General features: G+C 69.4%; 20 protein-coding genes. 7 read left to right on the forward strand and 13 right to left on the reverse strand.

Annotated features, from left to right (window positions below; translation table 11 throughout):
* Window positions 1-3: 3 nt before the first annotated feature.
* From AC50YM_RS01250 to AC50YM_RS01265, 4 genes are all read left to right on the forward strand, one after another.
* Window positions 4-885, forward strand: coding sequence for a LysR family transcriptional regulator ArgP (locus tag AC50YM_RS01250; protein ID WP_494955192.1), 882 nt, complete (start codon window positions 4-6; stop codon window positions 883-885).
* A 98-nt stretch (window positions 886-983) separates the two neighbouring features.
* Entirely contained in the window at window positions 984-2,027 is a 1,044-nt protein-coding gene (locus AC50YM_RS01255) for a DMT family transporter (protein WP_494955193.1), read from the forward strand.
* Window positions 2,028-2,048: 21 nt separating this feature from the next.
* Window positions 2,049-2,522, forward strand: a complete 474-nt coding sequence (locus AC50YM_RS01260) for a metallopeptidase family protein (protein ID WP_494955194.1) — start codon at window positions 2,049-2,051, stop codon at window positions 2,520-2,522.
* 10 nt (window positions 2,523-2,532) lie between these two features.
* A complete protein-coding gene (locus AC50YM_RS01265) occupies window positions 2,533-3,465 on the forward strand; it encodes a cation diffusion facilitator family transporter (RefSeq protein ID WP_494955195.1) in 933 nt (310 codons plus the stop codon).
* Between the two features lie 15 nt (window positions 3,466-3,480).
* Here the strand turns inward: AC50YM_RS01265 and AC50YM_RS01270 are convergent, their stop codons facing one another.
* The 5 genes from AC50YM_RS01270 to AC50YM_RS01290 all read right to left on the reverse strand — a co-directional run bounded on the left by AC50YM_RS01270 (window position 3,481) and on the right by AC50YM_RS01290 (window position 10,549).
* A complete protein-coding gene (locus AC50YM_RS01270) occupies window positions 3,481-4,296 on the reverse strand; it encodes an ABC transporter permease (RefSeq protein WP_494955416.1) in 816 nt (271 codons plus the stop codon).
* Between the two features lie 163 nt (window positions 4,297-4,459).
* Window positions 4,460-5,452, reverse strand: a complete 993-nt coding sequence (locus AC50YM_RS01275; protein WP_494955196.1) for an ABC transporter ATP-binding protein — start codon at window positions 5,450-5,452, stop codon at window positions 4,460-4,462.
* A 19-nt stretch (window positions 5,453-5,471) separates the two neighbouring features.
* Entirely contained in the window at window positions 5,472-6,626 is a 1,155-nt protein-coding gene (locus AC50YM_RS01280; RefSeq protein WP_494955197.1) for a LolA family protein, read from the reverse strand.
* Between the two features lie 60 nt (window positions 6,627-6,686).
* The gene (locus AC50YM_RS01285; RefSeq protein ID WP_494955198.1) at window positions 6,687-9,473 is read right to left on the reverse strand and encodes a PEP/pyruvate-binding domain-containing protein; all 2,787 of its coding nucleotides are present in this window, start codon (window positions 9,471-9,473) and stop codon (window positions 6,687-6,689) included.
* A gap of 38 nt (window positions 9,474-9,511) precedes the next feature.
* Entirely contained in the window at window positions 9,512-10,549 is a 1,038-nt protein-coding gene (locus AC50YM_RS01290) for a universal stress protein (RefSeq protein ID WP_494955199.1), read from the reverse strand.
* A 462-nt stretch (window positions 10,550-11,011) separates the two neighbouring features.
* On the opposite strand from AC50YM_RS01290, the gene AC50YM_RS01295 reads away from it, so the two are divergent.
* Window positions 11,012-11,638, forward strand: a complete 627-nt coding sequence (locus AC50YM_RS01295; protein WP_494955417.1) for an FAD-binding protein — start codon at window positions 11,012-11,014, stop codon at window positions 11,636-11,638.
* Window positions 11,639-11,798: 160 nt separating this feature from the next.
* Here AC50YM_RS01295 and AC50YM_RS01300 read toward each other — a convergent pair whose 3' ends face one another.
* On the reverse strand, window positions 11,799-12,392 hold the full coding sequence (locus AC50YM_RS01300; protein WP_494955200.1) for a copper resistance CopC family protein: 594 nt from the start codon (window positions 12,390-12,392) through the stop codon (window positions 11,799-11,801).
* Window positions 12,393-12,502: 110 nt separating this feature from the next.
* Here AC50YM_RS01300 and AC50YM_RS01305 point away from each other — a divergent pair, with 110 nt between their 5' ends.
* Together AC50YM_RS01305 and hutG are read left to right on the forward strand one after the other, a co-directional pair.
* A complete protein-coding gene (locus tag AC50YM_RS01305) occupies window positions 12,503-13,945 on the forward strand; it encodes an NCS2 family permease (RefSeq protein ID WP_494955201.1) in 1,443 nt (480 codons plus the stop codon).
* A gap of 192 nt (window positions 13,946-14,137) precedes the next feature.
* Window positions 14,138-15,154 (forward strand): formimidoylglutamase, encoded by a 1,017-nt coding sequence (gene hutG, locus AC50YM_RS01310; protein ID WP_494955202.1) that lies wholly within the window; start codon window positions 14,138-14,140, stop codon window positions 15,152-15,154.
* 6 nt (window positions 15,155-15,160) lie between these two features.
* On the opposite strand, the gene AC50YM_RS01315 is transcribed toward hutG, so the two are convergent.
* Genes AC50YM_RS01315 through AC50YM_RS01345 form a run of 7 tightly spaced genes read right to left on the reverse strand, consistent with a single transcriptional unit; the run spans window position 15,161 to window position 23,058 of the window.
* The gene (locus AC50YM_RS01315) at window positions 15,161-16,057 is read right to left on the reverse strand and encodes an HAD family hydrolase (protein ID WP_494955203.1); all 897 of its coding nucleotides are present in this window, start codon (window positions 16,055-16,057) and stop codon (window positions 15,161-15,163) included.
* Window positions 16,054-18,693, reverse strand: a complete 2,640-nt coding sequence (locus AC50YM_RS01320; protein WP_494955204.1) for a phosphoribosyltransferase domain-containing protein — start codon at window positions 18,691-18,693, stop codon at window positions 16,054-16,056. The genes AC50YM_RS01315 and AC50YM_RS01320 overlap by 4 nt, the downstream gene beginning before the upstream one ends.
* Entirely contained in the window at window positions 18,690-19,871 is a 1,182-nt protein-coding gene (locus AC50YM_RS01325; protein WP_494955205.1) for an HpcH/HpaI aldolase/citrate lyase family protein, read from the reverse strand. The genes AC50YM_RS01320 and AC50YM_RS01325 overlap by 4 nt, the downstream gene beginning before the upstream one ends.
* 35 nt (window positions 19,872-19,906) lie before the next feature.
* On the reverse strand, window positions 19,907-20,752 hold the full coding sequence (locus AC50YM_RS01330) for a hypothetical protein (RefSeq protein WP_494955206.1): 846 nt from the start codon (window positions 20,750-20,752) through the stop codon (window positions 19,907-19,909).
* 2 nt (window positions 20,753-20,754) lie between these two features.
* Window positions 20,755-21,297, reverse strand: coding sequence for a TerD family protein (locus tag AC50YM_RS01335; RefSeq protein ID WP_494955418.1), 543 nt, complete (start codon window positions 21,295-21,297; stop codon window positions 20,755-20,757).
* 8 nt (window positions 21,298-21,305) lie between these two features.
* Window positions 21,306-21,827, reverse strand: a complete 522-nt coding sequence (locus tag AC50YM_RS01340; protein ID WP_494955207.1) for a hypothetical protein — start codon at window positions 21,825-21,827, stop codon at window positions 21,306-21,308.
* Window positions 21,828-21,861: 34 nt separating this feature from the next.
* A complete protein-coding gene (locus tag AC50YM_RS01345) occupies window positions 21,862-23,058 on the reverse strand; it encodes a toxic anion resistance protein (RefSeq protein ID WP_494891462.1) in 1,197 nt (398 codons plus the stop codon).
* Between the last annotated feature and the right edge of the window lie 7 nt (window positions 23,059-23,065).

The raw sequence follows: 23,065 nt of genomic DNA on the forward strand, positions 1-23,065 counted from the left end.
CTAATGATCGATGTTTCTCCGGAACAGGCCCGCACCCTGGCTGCAATCGTGGCCAACGGCAGCTTCGAGGCCGCCGCCACCCACCTCTCGGTCACTGCGTCGGCAGTCAGCCAGCGCGTCCGCGCCCTCGAGGTGGCAGTCGGCCGGCCGGTACTGACCCGGACCCGCCCGGTCGAACTCACCGCGTCCGGCCAGGCGGTGGTGCGCTTCGCCCGGCAGTTGGAGATGCTCGCCGCCGATCTGGCTGAAGAACTGCAGCCGGGAGCCCAGCCCGACAGCGTCCGGCTGACCCTGGTCATCAACAGCGATTCCCTGCACACCTGGGCGCTGCCCGGGCTCGCGGCGGTGGCGGACAAGGTCCTGCTGGAGATCCTGCGCGAGGACCAGGACTACTCGCTGGAACTCCTGCGCAGCGGCGCCGCAGCCGCCGCCATCACCACCACGGCAAAGGCCGCCCCGGGCTGCTCCTCCCGGCGTCTGGGTGTGATGCGCTACCTGCCGGTTTGCACCCCGGACTTTGCCGCCCGGTGGTTTCCGCAGCGCGCGACGGCGGAATCGCTCACCGCCGCCCCCGTCATCACTTTCGACCGCAAGGACGATCTGCAGGACCGCTACCTCCGGGGCGCCAGCCGCCGGGCCCTCCAGCCGCCCCGGCATTACGTCCCGGCCGCACACGAGTTCGGCGAAGCCATCCGCTGGGGAATGGGCTGGGGGCTGCTGCCGGAAATCGAGGTCTCGGAGGAACTGAAGCGCCGCACACTGGTTGCCCTGGATCCGGCGGCGCATGTGGACGTGCCGCTCCACTGGCAGCAATGGCGGCACGGGTCGGCCGCCCTCGACGAGGTCGCGGCGGCAATCCAGGCCGCCGCCCGCCCGCTCCGCTGACCCCGCCGGGACCGACGGCACGGCCGCTGGCAGGAACTCGACTAGACGTGACCGAATTCCGCCAGTCCCCGGGACGAGGCACGGACTAGATTGGCAACATGGCAACAACCGCACCAGCAGGCCCACCCCACCCGGACCGCACCCATCCGGGGGGTGTGGGTCCAGTCGACGCGGATCCGGACCGCACCCATCCGGACAGTACCCACGAAGGGCCGGCGCCCGCTCCCCGGCCCGCCACGCAGCCCGCCAGGACGCCCCTGCCGCCGGGCCAGATCAGCAGGCTCGGCATCGCCGCCGTCATCGTCACCGTGGTGCTGTGGGCCTCCGCCTTTGTGGGCATCCGCGCGGTCGGGCCCAGCTTTTCCCCCGGCTCCCTGACCCTGGGCCGGCTGGCGATTGCCGCCGTCGTGCTGGGGGCAGTGGTGCTGCCCCAGCTCCTGAAACACAAGAACCTCCCCCGGGGCCGCGAATGGTGGCCCATCCTGGCCTACGGCGTGATGTGGTTCGGCGGCTACAACGTCGCGCTGAACGCCGCCGAGCACCTCCTCGACGCCGGCACGGCCGCCCTGCTGATCAACGTCAACCCGATCCTGGTCGCCATCATGGCCGGCCTGATCCTCAAGGAGGGCTTCCCGCGCTGGCTGATCATCGGCAGCCTCGTCGCCTTCGGCGGCGTCGCGGTGATCGCGCTCGGCTCCGGCCAGCGGTCGACGGCGGATGTCGCCGGGGTGCTGCTCTGCCTGCTGGCGGCTGCCCTCGCCGCGGTGAGCGTCATTGTGCAAAAACCGGTGCTGCGGAAGTTCCCTGCCGCCCAGGCCACCTGGTTCGGCATTATGGTCGGCGCCATCTGCTGCCTGCCGTTCAGCGGCCAGCTGCTCGGCGAACTGCAGGCGGCCCCGCTGCCGGCCACGCTGGGACTGGTCTATCTCGGCGTCTTCCCGACCGCGATCGCCTTCACCACCTGGGCTTATGCGCTGTCGCTGATCGACGCCGGCCGGCTCGCCGCCACCACGTATCTGGTGCCTGGCACCACGATTCTGATCTCGTGGCTGGTGCTCGGCGAAATACCCACCATTTGGGGCCTGGTCGGCGGCGGCATCTGCCTCGTGGGCGTCGGACTGACGCGGCGCCGGTCCCGCTGATTCGACGCTAGAGTTTCAGCTATGCCCGCCTCCCTGCCGCCAGGCCTGCCCATCATCCCGGACGGACCTCACACACCAAATGACCCGGGTGAACCGGACGACAGCGGGAACGGCCACGATCACGCCGCGTTCCCGATGTCCGACGACGACTTCGAGGCCGCAGTCAACGACGCCCTCGACCGGATCCCGCCGGACCTCGCCAAGACCATGAACAACGTCGCCATCTTCATCGAGGACGACTACACACCGCAGCCCGGCGAGGACCCGGACACCGTACTGCTGGGCCTCTACGAGGGTGTGCCGCTGACCGAGCGGGACTCGTGGTGGGACGCCGGCTCGCTGCCGGACCGCATCACCATCTACCGCGACCCGATCCTGGAGATCTGCGAATCCCGCGAGGACGTGGTCGAGGAAGTCACCGTCACCGTGGTCCACGAGATCGCGCACCACTTCGGCATCAGCGACGACCGCCTGCACGAGCTCGGCTGGGGCTAGCCTTGTAGGCATGGGACACGACCACAGCCACTCGCACGGCATCGCAGGCTCTGCCACTGGCACTGCAAAGCACCGCAAGCGGCTGGTCGCCGTGCTGGCCATTACCCTCGGCGTCGTCCTGATCCAGATCATCGGCGCCCTGGTTTCCGGGTCCCTGGCACTGCTGGCGGACGCCGGGCACATGCTCTCCGACGCGGCCGGAGTCTTCATCGCCCTGCTGGCCGCCTGGATCGCCTCCCGGCCGGCCAGCGACCAGCGCACCTACGGCTACCAGCGCGCCGAAGTCCTCGCCGCGCTGGCCAACGCCCTGGTGCTGATCGTGATCTCGGTGGTCATCTTCACCGAGGCCATCCGGCGCCTGGGCTCCACCCCCGAGGTGCAGACCGACGTCATGCTTTACGCAGCGGTCCTGGGCGCCGTCGCCAACCTCATCTCCCTCCTGATCCTCCGCGGCGCGCAGAAGGAGAGCCTGAACGTTCGCGGCGCCTACCTCGAGGTCCTGGGCGACCTGCTCGGCTCTATCGCCGTGATCGCCGCCGCAGTGGTCATTATGGTCACCGGCTATCAGACGGCCGACACCATCGCCTCGATCGTTATCGCGCTGATGATCCTGCCACGGGCCTGGCATCTGCTCCGGGACGTGGTGGATGTGCTGCTGGAAGCGACGCCCAAGGGTGTGGAAGTCCAGCTGATCCGGGAGCATATCCTCGCCGTCGAGGGGGTGGTGTCGGTGCACGACATCCACATCTGGACCATCACCTCCGGGGTGCCCGTGTTTTCCGCCCACGTCGTGGTGGAGGACGCGGCGCTGGGGGCCCGGGGCGCGGATCAGGTCCTGGACAAGCTGGTCAGCTGCCTGGGCTCGCACTTCGACACCGAACACTGCACCTTCCAGCTGGAACCTGTCTCCCACGCGGAGCACGAATCACACCAGCACGCCTGAGCCCGGACCTACGCGCTAGGAGAGCACGTCCTTGGTGACGAACCTACCGTACGCGAGCGCACCGAAAACGGCGACGTAGCCGCCCTGCAGCAGTGCGTTTGTGAGGAAGGAATCCCACACCACCGGCTGGCGGAGCAGGTCCGCGAAGTCCAGCCAGTAGTGGCTGAAAAGCCACGGGTGCAGCCATTCCAGCTGCGGCAGCGCATCAAGGACCTGCGAGACCACCGCGAGCACCACCGTGGACGCCATCGCCCCCACCGGAACGTCCGTGAGCGTGGACATAAAGAGCCCGATCGCCGACAGTCCCAGCAGCGAGACGGCGAGGTAGGTGGCGATCAGCAGCAGCCGCAGCAGTGCTTCCGCCGCTCCGATCGAGTCCCCGGAGAGCAGCGTAACCGGCCCCACCGGGAAAAGGGCCGCACCGATTCCGGCCCCGACCAGCGCCACCACGAGCGGCGCCGCGACAGCGAAGACCAGCGCCCCGGCGTATTTCACCAGCAACAGCCGGACCCGTCCCGCCGGCGCCACCAGCAGGTACCGCAGGGTTCCCAGCCCGGCCTCGCCGGCCACGGTGTCCCCTGCCACCACCCCCACGGTCAGCGGCAGGAACAGCGGAACGGAGACCAGCATCGCGGTCACGCCGACGAACAGACCGTTCTGGGAAATCCGGTCCAGAAACGCCGGACCCCGGCCGGCCGGCACAGCGGAGGACAGCCGGACGGCCAGGGCAATCAGGATTGGAATGGCCGCCAGCGCACCGAGCATGGCCCAGGTCCTGCGGCGGCGGAACAGCACGCCGAGTTCGGACGCCAGCAGACCATGCCTCCGCAGACCCCGGCCCTGCCTGCCTCCGCTGGCCCTACCCGGGTTGGAGCCGCCCGGGCTCGCGGCGGCGGGGCTGGACAGGCCGGAGCCGGCGCGGTCGGAGCCGGCGCGGTCGGAGCTGGCGCCGGAGCGTTCGGCAGCAACGGGCCCTCCCCTGGTGCCGGATTTTTCACTGGACAACGTCGAAGCCCTCCCCCGTCAGTGCCACGAAGCGCTCTTCCAGGCTGACCTGTTCGGTCGCGAAACCCCGGACCCGGACACCGGCCGTCACCAGGGCAGCCACGACCGCCTCCGGCGCCACGGCGTCAGCGCCGGCCGTCGCGGGCAGCGGCGCGTAGAGCACTTCGCCATCGGCATCTGCACTGCCGGCAACTGTGCCGCCGGCAACGCCCAGTCCCAGCCGGGCCAGCACTTCGGTGGCGGTCCCGGCGTCGGGCGTGAGGACCCGGATCCGTGCCTGCCCGGCCTGCCGCAGCTCCGCAAGGGTCCCCTGCGCCACCAGCCGGCCGGCGCTCATGATGGCGGCGTGCGTGCAGATCTGTTCCACTTCGGCCAGCAGGTGGCTGGAGACAAAAACCGTGGCGCCGTCGGCCGCGAGCGAACGCACCAGGCTGCGGACCTCCCGGGTGCCCTGCGGATCCAGGCCGTTGGTCGGTTCGTCCAGGACCAGGAGTTCGCGGGGTGCCAGCAGGGCGTTGGCGATGCCCAGCCGCTGTTTCATGCCCAGCGAATAGGCGCGGACTTTCTTGTCCGCGGCATGCGAGAGCCCCACCCGCTCCAGCGCCGACTGCACCCGGGCTTTCCGGGTGGCGGCGGGAACGTGCGGGTCGGCGGCGTCGAAGCGGTGCAGGTTCGCAGCGCCGGAGAGGAAAGGGTAGAAGGCAGGCCCCTCCACCAGGGCGCCCACGCGGGGCAGCACTCCGTGCAGCTGCCCGGGCATCTCCTGGCCGAGGAGCCGGACGGATCCGCTCGTGGCAGCGGCGAGGCCGAGCAGGAGCCGGATGGTGGTCGTTTTGCCGGAGCCGTTGGGGCCCAGGAAGCCGAAAACCGAGCCTTTCGGCACGGCGAGGTCAACGCCGTCGACGGCCAACTGGTGGCCGAAGCGCTTGCTGAGACCGGAAGTCTCGATGCTGAGTTCCGTCGCCGGCCCGACGGCGGTCACGCGGTTGTCACCGGGCGGTTCACCACGGCGTGGCGGCGGCCTGCAACCGCTCCAAGGGCACGGATCCGGCGAGGATACGGCCGTCGTCGAGGATCAGCACGTTCACCAAGGACGTGGACATCAGCCGGCCGCCCGGGACGGCCACGGCAGCCTGCTCCAGCAGCGCGGCGGCGCCGGAACGGTTTCCTTCCGCGTCAGCGTGGCCGGGCCGCAGCGGGTTGGTGGTCGAGAGGTCCGGCGCTTCGGTCTGCGGTGTGGTGCCCGGAAGCCGTGCGGTCCCGGCGGGGAACGCGAGCACCGTTTCCCAGCCGGTTCCGATGACCGTGGGCCGCTTCGCAGCGTTCGCTGTGGCCAGGTCCTGCGGTGTGGCGGCGCCGGTCTTGCGCTCCGGAACCGGGATCTCCTGCACGGTGGCCCCGGCCGGCGCAGTGAAGTTGAAGATGGAGGAATCCGGGGCTCCGAGCGTGAGGCTCGTAAAGGCGACACTGAAGGCCGGCTCGGACTGTCCTCGGGCTTTCAGTTCGACGCCGAGCGGCAGGCCGCTTTCGCCGTCGACCGCTATGGTGGCCGATTCGATCAGGGTGATGCCGGACTTCGGGGTGAGCACCAGGTTGTAGGCTGACCGCCCGGCCACCTGGGAATCCGCGCCGACGGTCACCTGAGTGTTCGCGTCGAGCTTGGCGAGAAGCTTGTCAGCCAGCTCCTCGGGGGTCGGTGTTCCGGGACGGGCAGAGTGGCGGTCGGCAGTTCCGGCCGGCAGCTGGGCATGCGCGGCGGTGTTGTCCTTGGAGTTGTAGAACCAGAGGTCATTCCCGTTCCGGACCGCGTTCCGTTCCGCCATCCGGTCCAGGATCTGAACCCGGGCCTTTTCGGGTCCGTCCAGGTAGACGCGGGCGGTGTGGGGCCCGGTCAGCAGTTCCAGCCACGCGGTCTCCGCGGAGCCCGCGCCGGCTCCGGACTTCGGCAGGTCCGGCAGGCCGATCTCGGAGTTTTGTTGCAGGGTCCCGGAGAGGGATTTCTCGCCGTGCTGGGCGATCATCTGCAGCACCTGCTGCGGAGTCTTGTCCGGTAGTGAGTCTCCGGCGGTGGCGGGGAGGGAACCGGACAGGACGCCGGCCGCGATCACGGCAGGCACCGCCACGGCGGGGATCCAACGCAGCCATTTGCGCGTCATTGTGACAGCGCTCCAACCTTGCAGCTCATGTTTCAACAGTACGCCCGGGGATGGCCCGTTTCACCCTTCAGCGGCAGATTGGTGAGGGCCGGCAATTCTGTCCGGGCCGGCGGCCTGGGCCGGGCCGGCGGCGGGCACAACGGTGCCGGCGGCGCCGTCGACCGTGATGCTGTGCCCGGTGCGGATCAGCGAGGTAGCGTCCGGGACGCCGACGACTGCGGGGATTCCGTACTCGCGGGCGACGACGGCGCCGTGCGAGTTGGGTCCGCCCATTTCCATCACCAGTCCGCCGGCGGTGAGGAACAGCGGCGTCCAGCCCGGGTCGGTGGAGGGTGCCACCAGGATCTCCCCGGGCTCCAGCTGCGCACCCTGCGGCTCCAGGATGACGCGGGCCACGGCGGTCACCGTGCCGGCCGACGCCGGGGTGCCCGTCAGCGTTCCGGCGGCCGCGCTATCCGCCCCGGCGGCGCTGGCCTGCAGCGCCTCCGGTTCCGTCCCGTCCGAGAGCAGCACCCGCGGAATGTGCCGGCGTCCCAGTTCCCGGGCGTAGGCGTCGCGGCGCTGCGCCACGACCGCGTGCAGCGGGGTCCCCGCAAGGGCCTCGCGGGTCTCGACCAGGTCGAGGAAGAAGACGTCGTCCGCCTCATCTATGCGGCCGGCCGCGGCCAGTTCGGCCCCGATGTGCTGGAGCTGCCCGCGCACCACGGCCAGCGCCTCGACGATGTGGTACTTCGGCAGTTCGCGCAGCCCGGCGAACATCCGGGTGCGTTTCAGTGCCGCCCGGACGAGGACTGCCCGCAGTCTGCTCCGCTCCCCTGCGGCGGCGGCAAACCGGTCGATCTGCGACCCGGCCTCCCGTGCGGCCCTGCTGAACTGAAGGTCCGGGGCCTGGTCGGGGTCCTCCAGCCGCAGATAGTTGGCCAGGACTCCGAGGATATGGGCCGGGTCGTCGGACCACCGGGGCATCCCCACGTCGATTTCTGCGACCGCCCGGTGCCCGTAGCGGCCCAGGAAGCCGGCGAGCCCCGACTGCATGACGGCGGGCAGTTCGTGGGCGCGGTAGCGGCGGACCAGCTCCGGCACCGCCACGCCGTCGAACACGGCAGCGGATCCGGCGTCGGCCCGGATGGCGGAGGCGAGCCGCCAGAGTGCCAGGTCCATTTCGGTGGTCACGTTGCTGGGCAGCCCGCGCAGGACCTGCTGCAGCGACCCTGGCCCGGCCGCGGGCCCCAACAGCCTGCCGGCGGCCGCCAGCAGGGCAAAACCCAGCGCCGGCAGCGGCAGGATGTTCGGGACCACCGGGAACAGCTCCCGTCCCAGGATGCGCTCCACGTGGTCCAGGCGCTGCCCCGTTGTGGCGCCGGCCGGCACGATGAGGGCGGCCCGGAACCGCTCGCCGAATCGTTCCGCACGGCGCAGCGCGGCTTCGGGCCGGAACACGGCGCGGAGCAGCGCCTCCGGGACGCGGGCGCGCGCCGCCACCGGGCCGACGTGCCGCAGCACGCGCCACGGGGATCTGCTGGTGACGGAAAAGCGGGGGTCCGCGAACAGCTTCCGCATCACGGTCGCGGAGCGGGCTTCCATCACGTCGAAGACCCGGGGAACGACCGCCCGCCCGACGGCGCTCCGCAGCACCGGCGTCAGGTCGAAGAAGAGGCGCTGGCCGGCCTCGACGTAGGGTGGCGGCCCGTCGTGCGGCTCGGCGACGTCGAAGTGCGCCGCGCGCGCCACGGAGGAGGCAATCAGCCGGAAGGCTGCCAGCCCCATCGGGGTCAGCGGGCGGGTCAGGCCCTGGGCCAGGCTGAAGCACAGGTAGACGCGTGTCCCGTCCCGGACCCGCCGCCGCTCCGGCATCGGATAGAGGGTGGTGATGGGCCGTGACTGCGTCAGCCACAGCTCTCCGCCGCTGGCGACGGCCCATTCGAGGTCCTGCGGCGCGCCGAAGTGTATTTCGGCGCGGCGACCCAGACGCTCCAGCGCCGCAAGCTGGGCGTCGTCCAGGCAGGGCTGCGACCGTGGCCCGGACAGCTCGATCCGTTCGGTCCCTCCGCCCGGAAGCGGCCGGATCACCACCTGCTTGCTGCCGATCCGGCGCTCCAGAATCCTTTGCATGGTGCTGTCGACGACGAAGTGGTCCGGGTTGACTGCCCCGGACACGACCGCCTCGCCGAGCCCCGGGCTGGCGTCAATAACCGCCTCGTGCCGTCTTCCGGTCACCGGATTCGCGGTGAACAGCACCCCTGCCACCGCTGCGTCGACCATCCGCTGGACGACCACGGCCAGCGCCACCGTCGAGGGGCTGATCCCGTGGGTGGCGCGGTAGCTCACGGCGCGGTCGGTCCAGAGCGAGGCCCAGCACTGCCGGACCGCGGCCAGGACCGCGTCGACGCCCACCACGTTCAGGAAGGTGTCCTGTTGGCCGGCAAAGCTCGCGAAGGGCAGGTCCTCGGCGGTCGCGGACGAGCGCACGGCCACCGGGACGTCGGTTCCCAGCGCGGCGTAGGCGTCCCGCACGGCCTCGGCAATGTCAGCCGGAACCGCCGCGGCCAGGACCAGCCGGCGGGCGGCGGCGGCCAGCCCGGCGAGCCCCGGGAGGTCATCCGGGGCGGTCCCGGCCAGCTCCGCATGGACAGCGTCCAGCCCGGCCGGGGCGGTGGCACGCCGGTAGGCCTGTGTGGTGAGGCAAAAACCAGCCGGGACCGGCAGCCCGGCGCGCATCAGTTCACCGAGGTTGGCCGCCTTGCCGCCGACGTCGGGGAGCAGTTCCGCGCCGACCTGCTCCAGCTCGAGCACCAGCGCCTGCCGCGGCTCCTGCCGCAACGCAGTGGGTCCGGGGAGCTGCTCCACCTGCCGGTCCTCCGTTCAACGCTTAGAGCCGCTTGGGGCTACGAGTCCCCGAGAACGGGTCCGAAGTTCACCCGGTCAGCCAGCCGGGGGTCGTCCCGGTCCGGGACCACCATGACAGGGCCCTTGGAGTGGTGCAGGATGCCATCCGAGGTGGACCCGAGCAGCATCCCGGCGAACCCGCCGCGGCCGCGGGTGCCGACGACCACCAGCTCCACGTGCCGGCTGGCCTCCACGAGGATGTCCACGGGCGAGCCGTCCACCAGCTGGGTCTCCACGGTGAGGCGGGGAAAGTGGCTCCGGATCCAGGCTGCGCCGGCGTCGAGCTGGGTCCTGATGTCGGCGAAGAGTGCTTCCCGGTCCATCGGTGCCGGAACCCAGGCGAGCGACCCGCTGTATTGCGGGACGGCGCACACCACCCGCAGCGGCGCCGAAAGACGCTCGGCCTGGGCCGCGGCCTCCAGCACCGCCACGCGGGCCTGTTCGGAGCCGTCGACCCCCACCACCACAACGTTCTCGACCGCGGCGTGCCCGGACTTCGCCTGCTCCGCCAGAACACGCTTGTCATCGGTGGTTTCGCCCAGCCGGTCGGCGCAAATCAGTGGCACGGTGACGGTGGGGCATTTGGAGTGCGCAGGGAGGGCGCTGCTGACCGAGCCGAGCAGCCGCCCGACGAAGCCGCCCCGGCCCCGGGTGCCGAAGACCAGCAGCTCGGCGGTTTCGGACATTTCCAGCAGGACGCCGGAGGCGTCCCCGTTCTCGACGGAAGCGTCGACGTCGATGCCGTATCCCGCGACCTTGTTCACGGCCTGCTGCAGGATGGCCTCCGCGCCTTCGCGGATCACCGAATCATCGACGGTGGCGTAGCCGCCGTCGAGCCCCGACGCGGCAAAAATCGGAACGGAATAAGCGGTCACGATGTGCAAGGGGCGGCGGCGTCGCTCGGCCTCGCGGGCGGCCCACACCAGGGCGCATTTGCTGTGGTCTGAACCGTCGACGCCGACAACGATCCCCCGGGGAGCGGCGGACCTGCCGGGGGTATCCCCAGCCGGATCCGGATGCACCTGTTCTCGGCCCATGGGGTCCGCCTCCTTGCGATTCTTGCCTGATGTTGCGGCTATTCTGCCAGACGTGCCCGCGTGCAGCGTCCACCGGCAACGCGCCCGAAGATTCTGCGGCCAGAAGCCCTGGTTTCCTTCACTATTCTCGGTTTGCCGGGAACAAGCAAGACGGCGGCCGGGCGGGCCGGCTGACGAGCGTCGCGAAGGTTTTACCCAGTGTTTACACGGCTTCCGGTGACCCCGAATGACGGCGGATTTCGTCCTTTGAGTCTCCGAAAAGAGCGGATTTACCCGGAACGGCTAATGTTGCAACTGCTCTATCCAAGGGTGGAAATGTTGGGTATTCTTCGAGCGTTACGAAAACGAGACTCTAGTTTCAGAACGCAGTTCACTTGAGTGAGCTGGTTTGGAGCGGTCACGCGTTTGGGCGCATCGGCCCCGCGACCGTCAACATTCAAGGAGGGACCTGCAGTGGCGAGCATGCCTACGTCCGGGGGTATCGAACGGACCTCCGCCGTCGTGATCGGCACCGGTCTGTCCGGGCTGGCGGTTGCCAGCGAGCTGCAACGGCGGGGCGTGGACTCCATCGTTGTGGACGGCCTCGATCTGCTGGGCGCCGGGAATCCGGCCAACACGTCCTCCCTGCAGCGCTGCGACGCGGCAGACGCCGGCAGCCTGCGCGAGCGAAATGAGATCCTCCGGCACCTGAGGAACTACGCCACCAGCCACAAGCTGGACGTCCGCAACAACATCCGGGCCCTGCAGCTGGAACACCTCGACGCCGCCGTCACCGGGGCCACGCACCAATGGGCCGTCCGCACGCCCGGCGGTGTCCTCCTGGCGGACCACCTCGTGCTGACCCGTTGCGCCCACAGCCAGCTGCGCCGGATGCTTTCCGAGCTTGGGATGGCAGCGGGCCACAACCTGATGGCCGCCATGCACGCACTGGGGATGTACCTCGTGGGCGTGGGCGAGCTGATCACGCCCACGCCGAAGGAAGTGCTGCGCCAGGCCAAGGTGGTCGGCCAGGCGATCTCAGCCAAGGTCTATCCGGACGGCTTTCCCGCCGCGCTGCCCGGAGGTTATGCCCTCGCCGCGCCGGCCTGACTGCAACTCGGCCCTGCCCGGAGCGCCCAGCCCCGGAGTAACGCGGCCCTGCCCGGAGCGCCCAGCCCCGGAGTCACTCGGCTACCACTGCAACGCGGGGTCAGACCCGGCCCATCGGGGGGCTCCTGATGGGCTGGAAGTGACCCCGCGTTGGCAGTGGTCAGCTTTCGGGGTCGCTGCCCGAACCCGGCTTGAGGCGGCTTTTCGCCATCAGCCCCAGAACCACGAGGATGCCGATCGCCGTCCCGACGAAGATCACGATGCTCCACGGGAACGGCTCCGCTGAGCTGGCCGTCGGCTCCGGCGCCGTCGTGATGCCCGGCTGGGCGGTTCCCATCGTGGGGACCGCGGCAGCCGCCGTCGAGCCGGTGGCCCCGGCGGTGGCCGTAAACGTGAAGCTGCCCTCGATGGGGTGGCCGTCGGAGCTGGCCACCCGCCAGGCGACGGTGAACAGCCCGGCGGGCGCGCCGGGCTTGAGCCGCTCGGAGGCGACGTTATCCACGATTTCCACGGGGCCGTCGGCCCAGCCGGTCCCCGCCGCGTCCGTGACCGTGATCTGCGCACCGATCGCCAGGGGGTTCTTGTTGAAGGTGATGGAAACCTTCTCCGGGGGCGCCGCCACGGTGGCGCCGGAGGCCGGGCTGGTGGACTCGGCGGCGTCGTGGGCCGAGGCCGGACCAACCGCGCCCAGCAGGGCGGCGGCAAGGATTACGGCGCCCAGCAGGGTGCTCAGAAACTGTCGGATGAGGCGCATGGGTAAAGCTGCTCCTAGTGTTGGCTTCCTTACAGACTATGGGAATCTGGCCGGGCGCCGCTGGTACGCCCAATAGGATTCAAGGAACACCCACTTCCCCCGGAGGATTAATGCTCAAGCAGGGCTCTGCACTCGACCGGTACTTCATGATCTCCGAACGGGGGTCGAACTTCTCCCGCGAGATCCGCGGAGGCTTCGCCACGTTCTTCGCGATGAGCTACATCGTCGTGCTGAACCCGCTGATCCTCTCCGGCCCCGATTCCTCCGGCGCCACGCTGGGCTTCCCCGCCGTCGCCGCCGTCACCGCTTTCGCGGCCGGCATCCTGACCATCGTGATGGGGGCGTGGGCCAAGCACCCCTTCGCGCTGGCAACGGGCCTGGGCGTCAACGCCTTCGTCGCCGTCACGGTGGCCACCAACCCGGGCCTGACCTGGCCGGACATGATGGGCCTCGTGGTGCTCTCGGGCGTCACCATGCTGATCCTGGTCCTCACCGGCTTCCGCACCGCCGTGTTCAAGGCGGTCCCGGAAGGGCTGAAAACCGCGATTGTCGTGGGCATCGGGCTCTTCATCGCCCTGATCGGCCTGGTCAACGCGGGTTTCGTGCGCCGCATCCCGGATGTCGCCGGCACCACCGTTCCGGTCGGCCTCGGCTTCGACGGCAAGCTCCTGGGCTGGCCCACCCTGGTCTTTGTCCTGGGCCTGATCCTGACCATCGCCCTGGTGGTCCGCAAGGTCAAGGGCGCGATCCTGATCGGCATCATCGCCTCGACCATCCTGTCCGTGATCCTGGAATTCACCCTGCACATCGGCCCCAGCTTCGACGGCAAGACCTACAACCCGGCCGGCTGGTCCCTCGTGGCCCCGAAGTTCACCGAATGGGCCGCCCCGGACCTGTCGCTGATCGGCAAGGCCAACCCGCTCGGCGCCTTCGAGCACCTGGGCTTCATCGCCGCGACCCTGCTCGCGTTTGTCATCCTGCTGAGCATCTTCTTCGATGCCATGGGAACCATGGTCGGCCTGGCCACCGAGGCCGGCACCATCGACAAGGACGGCAACATTCCCAACGTTGACCGCGTCCTCCAGGTCGACGCGCTCGGCGCGATCGTCGGCGGCGGCGCGTCGGTGTCCTCCAACCAGATCTTCGTCGAGTCCGGCGCCGGCATCGGCGAAGGCGCACGGACCGGTCTTGCCTCGATCGTCACGGGCCTGCTGTTCCTGGTGGCGATGTTCTTCACCCCGCTGATCAACCTCGTGCCGTTCGAGGCAGTGGCGCCGGCGCTCGTCGTGGTCGGCTTCATGATGGTCTCCCAGGTCGGCAAGATCGACTGGACGGACATGGGCATCGCAATCCCGGCCTTCCTGACCTTCACGCTGATGCCGTTCACCTACTCGATTGCCAACGGCCTGGGCGCCGGTTTCATCTCCTTCGTCCTGATCCGCACCTTCCAGGGCCGCGCCCGCGAAGTCCACCCGCTGATGTGGGCTGTGGCCGCGGCCTTCCTGCTCTTCTTCGCGATCGGCCCGATCGAAGCTGCGCTGGGGATGCACTAAGCACCACCATCGCGCCGCACGCCCCACTTCCCCGCCGAGGTGACACTTCGCGCCCATGTTCCTCCACGACATGGGCGCGAAGTGTCACCTCGGCGGTGCTTTTGGGGGTGTTACCGGCGTGAATCCGGGATTCCGGACGGCACGACGGCGGCGCGGCTGGTTTTCCGGCCCAGGCTGGGGTGAGCTAGGGGCATGGTTTCCCCCGTGCCCGTCATCGATGTCCCGCCGCAGCCCTGGACCGGGCGGTTCGACGGCGACGGCGCCGACCACCGCCGCTGGTGGCAGGCCGTCACGCCGTACGCGGCGCGCCGGGAGCGGGCAGGGTCTGAGCCCGCGTCGGCGTCCGGGACCGGGACCGGGGCCGGGACCGGGGCCGGCCGGGACGCGTCCGCCCGGCCCGCGGTCCTTCTCGGGTTTGGCAGCGATGCCGGGGTGCGCCGCAACAAGGGCCGCGCCGGTGCCGCCGCCGCGCCCGCCGCGATCCGCGCCGCGCTCGGTCCGCTCGCCTTCCACCTTCGCCGGGACGTGCACGACGCCGGCGACGTCACCGTGGCCGGGGATGCCCTGGAAGCGGGCCAGGCCCGCGCCGGACTCGCCATCACCAGCCTGCTCGACGCCGGGCAGTTGCCGGTGGTGCTGGGCGGCGGGCACGAGACCGCGTTCGCGAGCTACCTGGGCGTGGCCGGTTCGGCGGCGGTCCGGGCGGGCCTGCGCGTGGGCGTGCTGAATCTGGACGCCCACTTCGACCTCCGCGACGAACCCGCGCCCAGTTCCGGCACCCCGTTCCTGCAGATGGCCCGCGCGGAAGCCGCCGCGGGCCGGGAACTGAAGTACGCCGTCGTCGGCATTTCCGAGCCGAACAACACCCGGGCGCTGTTCCGCACCGCCGAGGATCTCGGTGCCGACTTCCTCCTTGACGAGGACTGCTCGGCGGAGGCCGCGCGGGCCTTCGTTGCAGCGTTCCTGGCGCAGGTGGACGCCCTCTATCTGACCATCGACCTGGACGTACTGCCGGCCTCGGTGGCGCCCGGGGTGAGCGCACCGGCCGCGTACGGGGTGCCGCTGCCGGTGGTCAGCGCGGTATGCCGCCAGGTGGCCGCGAGCGGAAAGCTGCTGCAAGTGGACATCGCCGAACTCAACCCGGAGTTCGATATCGACCAGCGCACCGCCAAGGTGGCCGCGCGGCTCATCAACACGCTGCTGGCGTAGGCCGCGTCAGCGCGGAACTGCCGCCAGAGGCCCGGACCACTGTCCTGCCAGCAACACGGCCAGCGCAGCGGGGTCTGCCGCCTGCGCCACGATATCGCTGACAAACCGCAGGATCTCCTCGCCGGCCATCACCCCGGAAGCCGAGGTCACCGTCAGGTTCGGCCGGGTGAACGAGTCGCTGTCGAGTTCGCCGTGCGAAGGCCGGATCGCGATGTCCGCCAGCTCGAGGATGCCCGCGTCCAGGCGCGAGTCCCCCGCGGCCACCAGGAGGCCTGAACCGCTGCGGCGCCGGACTTCCTGCACGGCGGCTTCCTTGGTGATCGGGGCCGGCACGCAGTAGAGCTTGCGGCCCTGCAGGGATGTCGTCCAGCCGCGGGCGGCACACCAGTCGTTGAGCTCGTGCAGGTACGCATCGGTCAGCGCCTGCCGGTCAACGATCGAGTAGACAAAGTAGTCTTCGGCGGTCCGGACCCTCAGCACCGCGGGGTTCGCGTCGCTGCCGGTGAACTGGTCCAGCACGTCGGCCAGGGGCGCGCAATCGCCCAACGACCGCCGGATGTGCCGGGACCAGCCGGCGTCGGGCTCGCCGTCGTGCAGCAATACGGCACCGTTGGTGGTGACGGCGTACCCGCGGCCAAAGCCCGGGAGCCGCACACGGGAGAACTGGGCCTGGGTGCGGGTGGTGACGGGCACGAAGACGCTCCGCTCCACGATCCCTTCCAGCAGCTCCTCCGCAGCCCGGGTCATGAAGGACAGCGGCGCTGCGTCATAGACCTCGGCGACGACCATCCGCGGCGCCAGATGGTCGCTCCCCACGAGGGCCATGGAGTTCGCCGAGTAGATCAGGGTTCGGTCCAGGTCGCTGGCCACCATGACGGGTGCGGCGCTTGATGCAACGCTCATACGTCGACCACTGCCTTGCCGTCGGCGCCGGTTGCTCCCGGTGTGTGGAGCGGATGGATCAGTCCGACACAGCTGTAGGCCAGGTCCGGGACCTCCAGTACCTCGACGCCGCGCTGTTCGGCCAGGTGCAGCACGTGGGCGAGCTCCGGGACGGCCTCGGGGCGCACCAGCACCTTCCATGGAACGCGCCGCAGCAGGACCCTGGTGGTTTCGCCGACACCCGGTTTGACCAGGTTCACGTTGTTGATGCCGAAGCTCCGGCTGATCTCCTCGACGGCGGCCCAGCCGGCCCAGTCCGCTTCCGGGAGCCCGGCGATGTCCGAGGGGGCGTGGGCTGCCGCCCGCAGGACCTCATCCCGGACGCCGTCGAACTGGGCCGTGACGGCCGCCAGGAAGTCGCGGGAGACGTCGCTGCCGGCGAGCTCCGAGTAGAACTTGGCCCCGTGGAAATCGCCGGGGCCGATCAGCGCCTTGTTGAAGACGGTGCGGGAGACGAGACCTGACACGGTCGAATTCAGGCAGGCCGACGGGACGAGATAGTCTTCCCGGGTGCCGAAGATCCGGACGCTGCGCCCGGGATCTGCGAGGACGGCAAGGTCCGGCCGGAACGCAGGCCCGTCGGTCTGCCGGAAGAGTTCGACGGCGGCGGCCAGTTCGCGCGCGATGGCTCCCTTGCCGGTCCAGCCATCGACGAACATCACGTCCTCCGGGCGGTGCCGGGAGGCGAGATAGCCGAGCGCGGTCTGGTCGATGCCGAGCCCGCGGACGATACTGATGGCATAGTGCGGCAGCTCCAGTCCGTGGACTTCCCAGGCCCAGCGCTTCATCAGGATGCCCACGGGGGTTCCGGCGCGGGCGAGGGACACCAGCACGGGCGCGTTGCCGCGCAGCTTCAGGACCTGCTCGGTGAGCGTTCCGACGGCGTGCGCGATCCGGACGGCGGTGCTCTCCAGCGCGGCCTGGAACAAGGCGCCGTACTCGGGCGAGGGTTCGAACTCCTGCGGCAACGATTCTGCATAGCTGGCCTTGCCGGACTGGATCGCCGCTTCACGCTCTGCCTTCGGCGCTTCCAGCTGAGCAAAACTCAGGTCCTTCAGCAGCCACTCCACGTCCTCCGGCAGATACGAGCCAAAGGCGGGGCCGACCAGCGGCGCCGGGAACGGCGCCTGGACCGGCAGCACCACTAGCCGGACAGCGTCGGCGCTGCCGGCAACGGCCTCGGCGATCCTGCCGGGGGCCAGAAGTCCGGCCACCGGGGTGCCGGGTTCCGCCATGACCACCACCGTATCGAACCGCCCCTCGGGGTGGGTGAAGTTGTACGCGAACCGCGGTCCGGGCCCGTCCGGGGCGTCGTCGTCGCTGCCAAAGGCGATCGCCGAACGGATCGCGTAGCCCGGTTGGTCCAGTGCGGCGATCGGTGAGCGGGTGCTGGTGGAATAGCGGATGTCGGCGTCGGGGCGCAGGTCCTGGAGCCGGGCGGCGACCGCCAGCGGCAGCGCCATGAATTCCTCCGTGGCGAGGACCAGCACGCGGGCTCCCGCCCCGGCGCTGCTGCCGAGATCCGCGGCAAGGGCGTCCGCGATGCGCGCCGCCTGGTCCGGATCGGGTCGTCCGGCAACGCCGAAGCGGGCGCTGCGGATGGGCGGCACGATTTGGTGCAGGTCCAGCAGCTGGATCCGGCCCGGTCCGGGGACCGGTTCGGGCGGGTGCGGAAGGCTGCCGATCAGCTCCGCGGCATCCGCTGCAAGGGTGTCCGGCAGCTGGATGCTTCCCTGCGCCAGCGCCACGGAGCTGATCCGGGTGCCGAGTTCGCGTGCCAGTTCATCCAGGCTGTCCCGGTCTGCCGGGGCGCGGAGGTCCACCAGGGAGGCGACGACGTAACGGTCGTGCGGGGCGGTGCGGTGCAGTTCGCGGATAGTGTTGATGATCGTGGCGCCGGTGCTGAGTTCGTCGTCCACCAGGACCACGGTCCCGGCCAGGTCCAGGGCGGCCCGGCTGGTCGGCAGCAGCTGATGGGAGGTTGCATGCGAATGCATTTCCTCGAACGCGCCGTACGGCTCGATCCCGTTGCCGCCCTGCCGCGTGGAGTGGAGGTAGTACGTGCCCAGTTGCCCGGCCACCAGCTGGCCCAGCCCGGTGGCGGTTTCCGCGTAGCCGATGGTCACGACGCCGGGAAGTTCCGTTTGCGCTCCGGCGAGCAGGTCGCACAGGGCTGCCACGGCGGCCATCCTGGTGCGTCGTTCGTCCTCGGCCGGGGCCGTTGCGCCGTCCGGCAGGGACGCGGCGGCCAGTAGGCGCTCCAGCCGGTCGGCGGCCGCGTCAATGACGGCGGTCAGCGATCCGGCGTCCGGCCCGGCCGCAGGGCCGGCAGAGGCGGCGGGGAGCTGGAGTTCCCGGCGGACCAGGAGGCCCAGCAGCCGGCCTGCCGACGTCACGATCCCGGGTTCGGTGGGGACGTGCTTGGCGAGCACCCGGGAGACCAGCAGGTGGGCCCGTTTGGGATTGCGCCGCAGCGCCAGCCCGACCAGTGCCTTCACCGGCAGCACGCTGCGGCCGGGCTCTGAAGCCACGTCGACGCCGAGGGCATCGCGCACGTAACCGCCGCTCCAGGGAGCCTCCGTTGAGAGTTGCTTCACCGCATGCTCGCTTCCAGTAGTTCGACAAAATTGACGCCGGGCCGCGCGACCCCGAAGGCCCTGGCACGCAGCAGGGTGCGTTCCGCCCAGGCACGATGTGGCTTCGCCTCATTCATCTTGTTTCCGTAGGACGAGGCCTTCACCCCTCCCCCTGCGCTCCCGGCAATGTCCAGCGCATCGAGGTATTCCTCGTGGCTGACGACGCACATGGCGTGCACCACGGGCACATGGGTGGGATGGATGACGGTCTTGCCCAGTAGGCCGTTGGCCAGGTCCAGTTCAATCTCGCGGATCAGGCCGTCCAGATTTTCCAGCAGGATGCGCTTCCGGAGTTTGCCCTCGTTGGCGGCTTCGAACGGCGTGGACCGCAGCTGCGGCCGCAGCACCCGTTCGGTGTTTACGAAGTGTTCCCAGACGGGGCCGGAGATGACCCAGCCGTCATTCGGGCGGCCGAAGATGTTCACGACGTCGCCGATGATGTTCGCGACGACCTTGACGTTGTAGATGGTCAGGTCGCGGGAACGGCGCAGGCCAAAAGCACTGGACATGTCCGTCGCACCGATCCGGACACACAGCACCAGATCACGGAATTCTTCGACCAAGGCGAGGTTGTCCGTCAGCACCCTGACGCGTGACTCCAGGTGGGTTGTCGACAGGTCCTCGATGATCGGCATCGCCATCAGGGCCTGTTCCTGCGGGGCCCCGGTGCGTCCGGCTTCTTCGTTCAACAGCCGCAGTGCCGTCAGGAAGGCGCGCCCGCGCCCTGTCTCGTTCTCGAACTTGGGCAGGACGAAGCCGTAGACCACTTTGAGTGCGGCGCCGGCCCGGCGGCCGACGTCGAGCAGCTGTTCGGGCGTACGGCACCGGATGAAGATCAGCGGGAGCTCACCCGGATGGTCCTGGGCCAGCTCCGCCAGGGCAGCGAGCAGGTTCTCCTCTGCGGCGGGGACTTCCTCGTCGGGGACAGCGTCTTCGAGGCAGACGACGATGCTGAGGCACCCGGCCCGGGCCTGTTTCCGGATTCCGTGTGCCAGTGAGGTTCTCGTGGCCGGCGAGTACAGGGTGGCGCCCAGTGCGACGGCGAGCAGGCCCGGGTCCGAGGTGCGGTGAAGGTGTTCAGGGCGCAGGTGGAAAAGCCGATCCTGAACGGATTCGGTCAAGGCTTTGAAGTGCTGCATCGTCCCCTAGTGGATAGCAGTGGTGCGCTTCCGGATCAGCGCAGGAGGACCCGTTGGTCCAGTGGGATGGTCATGGTGAATCCGAAAGTAGCCCAGATGGCTGCGTCGGAGGCGTCTGCGGGCACAAACTCGGCGCGAAGCTCAAGGACCGCGCCGACCCGCACGACATACAGAACGCTCCGCAGCCCGGCATCGTTCCGGGCGGCAACCGCGGCGGCCGCGCCGTCGAAGACGCCGATCGTCAGCGGCCTCTCCCCCGCGACGAACAGGGCGCGGCGCAGCAGCCGGACGTGGCGCAGCGACACGATGCCGGCCCCGTCCTGGACGCCGGCCAGGGGCCGGTTTCCGGGAGTGACGACGGCGGTCCCGGCTTTGTGCCCGTCCGTGTGGTGGGCGCCGGTGGTGAACTGCTGGTCCTCCCAGGCCACCGAGCGGATTCCGGCCACCAGGAGTGAGCCAATCGCGGATTGCCTGGGGTTCAGGCGCACTACCGGGTTGGCTTCCCCCAACGCGCGGAGGCTGCCGAAGGCCGGCGCAGGGAACAGCCGTTCCGTCGCCGTCGGGGCGGGCCGGGGGCCTGGCCTGGATGCCGCTGCGGTGCTCGCGGACGGTGCGGGCGACGGGCCGCGGCCGAGCGTCAGCCCGGCGGACGCGGCTGGGGCCGGGTCCGCAGCCGGGCCGGAGCCCAGTGTCAGCCCGCCGGACGCAGCCGGGGCCGGACCGGAGCCGAGCGTGAGCCCGCCGGACGCAGCCGGGCCGGAGGCGGAGGTGGGGGCAGTGCTGCGCGCAGGGGTCAGGGTGGGCTCAGGCTGCGCCACGGCCTTCCGGCGCCGGCTGAGGTATCCGATGTCGGTCCGCACCGCGGTTCGGTTCACCACCATGTTCAGAGCTTCAACTTGAAGTCGGCGGCAACGGCCGCGAGCCCGGCCTCATATCCTTGGCCGAGGGCACGGAACTTCCAGCCCCCCGAGTGCCGGTAGAGCTCGCCGAGGATCATGGCGTTGATCTTGTCCAGGTTCCCCCGCGGCACCGTGAAACGCAGGAGCTCCCGGTTTTGTTCGGTGGCGACCCTCAGGTAGGCGTTCTTGACGGCCCCGAAGGTACCGGGCCCCCGCACATCCGGGTCCACGTAGAGGAGCACGGCGATCTTTTGGACCGATTCGGGCACCCGGTTGAGGTCGACGTCGATCTGTTCCTGGTCTTCCGCGCCCGCGAAGGAAATGCTGCCGTCGGGGCTGGCGATCTGGTTGAAGAAGACCAGATGGTCGTCGGAGATGGCGCGGCCGTCCGTCCCGCACATGATCACCATCGGAACCAGCTCCGCCTGCGGGCCGCGGCTCGGGACCAGGTCCCAGCCGATCCCCAGCAGCACTTTCGCCAGTCCGGGGTTCTCAGCAGTGAGGGCGGCGTTGCTGCCCGCGACCATCGAAGTCACTAGCGTCCTTCCAGATGAAGACCATCAATATCAAACTTGTCGCGAAGGAACTGCCCGTGGACGGCCAGTTCCGTTATGGCACCTGTCCGGACCTGGTTGTCCAGGTTCTGGGCGGTGGAATAGAGCGTGTCGAGCTGTTCCAGCAGTACCGCCGTGTCCGCGGAGTCGTCGGTCCGCGATGCAGCGGCGAGCATCAAATAGGCCCGCAGCGGCGCCGGCAGGTAGTCCGTGATGACGGCGTCCAGCAGGACGCGCTGTTCCGTGGACGCCCCCGACTGGCCGATGTAGCCGATGAGGGCACGCAGGATGTCGGCCAACTGCAGCACTTGGGACACCACGACGGTGGGCAGTTCTGCGCCATTGCCCAGCACGGTCCGCCGCAGCTCCTCGAGCGCGGCTCCGGTGACTGTCAGCTCGTCCGCAGCCGGATCCGCGGCGGGTGGAGATTCGGCGCCCGCCGCCGCGGCGGAGCGGGATTCCGCTCCGCCGCCGAACAGCGAGCCTAAGAATTTTGCGACCATAGCCCGTAAGCCTATTGCTCAGGGCTGACGACCACTAATTCCCCTCCTGTTGCCGCACCCTGTCCAGGTAGGGGCGGGCGCGTTCCAGCCCGGTTTCGAGGGCCTGCACGGTGCCTTCCATGCTTTTGTTGGCCTGGGAGCGGAAGGTGTCGATGGCGTCCATGGTCTGGAAGACGTTGTCGAACGCCTTCTGCAGTGTTTCGACGCTGACGCCGGAGCTGGCCGCCTGCTGGTGGATCCGTGCGGTCTGATCCTTGAGCATCTCGGAAGTCTTGAGGATCATGTTGTTCGTCGTCGTGTTGATGGCGTCGATCTGGTCCAGCACCATTTTCTGGTTCGCCAGCGCCTGGGCCACGATGACGGCGGTCCGCAGCGCGGAGATCGTCGTCGTGCGGGCCCGTTCAACGCCCTTGATCAGTTCGGTGTTGTTCTTGCGGATCATGTCGATGGCGAGGTAGCCCTGCACCGAGACGGCCAGCTGGGTCAGGATGTCCTGGTGGCGCTGGCGGATCGGGTACAGGACGTCCGAGTCGAGTTTGCCCGCCTCTTCGATCTGGCCCTGCATCTTCATTTCGTCGATCCTGCTGGCAGTTGCAGTATCCAGGGCCTTGGCGAACACGGCATATTCGCTCAGTCCCTGCATGGTCTCCCACAGCTGGGTCTTTTCCTGCGCAAGCGAGGCGTTGTCCTTGAGCAGTTCGTCCTGCCCCGCCATCAGGGACTTGATGATCTTGTCGAGCTGGGTCTGCGCACTCTCGTATTTCTGGAAATACTTCGCGAGCTTGTTGCCGCCCGGGATGATCCCCAGGATTTTCCGGCCGACGCTCAAGTCGGAGTTGTTCGGCGTCAGGTCCTCCACGGTGGAACGAAGCTCACCGAGCGTCGAGGCGACCTGCACCTGGGCATTGCTGCCTGACTTCTTCGCACCGGCCAGCGACGTCGACGACCGCTCCAGCAGCCGGCTTGAGGTGCTGGCGGAGGCCACGAGCTGTTGCCCGGCCAGCCGGTTGATGCCATCAATCTTGCTGGAGTATTCGGGGCTGAACGGGCTCATCGCCGACACCTCGCTGATGAAGGCGCGCGCCTGGGCGTTGATCTCCTGCTGGCGTTCGGCCGGAACCGGAACCATTCCGGGAGCGTCGTCCACCTTGACGATGTCAACGCTTTCCGGGGCGTTCAGTACCAGCGGCGACGAGGCGGTGGCCTCCGGCGGCGTGAGTTGCATGCTCATGGGTCCG

Source organism: Pseudarthrobacter sp. RHLT1-30-1, assembly GCF_059383415.1.

Coding starts and splice junctions, on each gene's coding strand:
- AC50YM_RS01255 (WP_494955193.1), top strand. CDS start 984: ATGGCAACAACCGCACCAGCAGGCCCACCCCACCCGGACCGCACCCAT.
- AC50YM_RS01300 (WP_494955200.1), bottom strand. CDS start 12,392: ATGCGCCTCATCCGACAGTTTCTGAGCACCCTGCTGGGCGCCGTAATC.
- AC50YM_RS01305 (WP_494955201.1), top strand. CDS start 12,503: ATGCTCAAGCAGGGCTCTGCACTCGACCGGTACTTCATGATCTCCGAA.
- AC50YM_RS01330 (WP_494955206.1), bottom strand. CDS start 20,752: ATGGTGGTGAACCGAACCGCGGTGCGGACCGACATCGGATACCTCAGC.
- AC50YM_RS01325 (WP_494955205.1), bottom strand. CDS start 19,871: ATGCAGCACTTCAAAGCCTTGACCGAATCCGTTCAGGATCGGCTTTTC.
- AC50YM_RS01265 (WP_494955195.1), top strand. CDS start 2,533: ATGGGACACGACCACAGCCACTCGCACGGCATCGCAGGCTCTGCCACT.
- AC50YM_RS01340 (WP_494955207.1), bottom strand. CDS start 21,827: ATGGTCGCAAAATTCTTAGGCTCGCTGTTCGGCGGCGGAGCGGAATCC.
- AC50YM_RS01280 (WP_494955197.1), bottom strand. CDS start 6,626: ATGACGCGCAAATGGCTGCGTTGGATCCCCGCCGTGGCGGTGCCTGCC.
- AC50YM_RS01335 (WP_494955418.1), bottom strand. CDS start 21,297: ATGGTCGCGGGCAGCAACGCCGCCCTCACTGCTGAGAACCCCGGACTG.
- hutG (WP_494955202.1), top strand. CDS start 14,138: ATGGTTTCCCCCGTGCCCGTCATCGATGTCCCGCCGCAGCCCTGGACC.
- AC50YM_RS01250 (WP_494955192.1), top strand. CDS start 4: ATGATCGATGTTTCTCCGGAACAGGCCCGCACCCTGGCTGCAATCGTG.
- AC50YM_RS01260 (WP_494955194.1), top strand. CDS start 2,049: ATGCCCGCCTCCCTGCCGCCAGGCCTGCCCATCATCCCGGACGGACCT.
- AC50YM_RS01295 (WP_494955417.1), top strand. CDS start 11,012: ATGCCTACGTCCGGGGGTATCGAACGGACCTCCGCCGTCGTGATCGGC.
- AC50YM_RS01290 (WP_494955199.1), bottom strand. CDS start 10,549: ATGGGCCGAGAACAGGTGCATCCGGATCCGGCTGGGGATACCCCCGGC.
- AC50YM_RS01315 (WP_494955203.1), bottom strand. CDS start 16,057: ATGAGCGTTGCATCAAGCGCCGCACCCGTCATGGTGGCCAGCGACCTG.
- AC50YM_RS01345 (WP_494891462.1), bottom strand. CDS start 23,058: ATGAGCATGCAACTCACGCCGCCGGAGGCCACCGCCTCGTCGCCGCTG.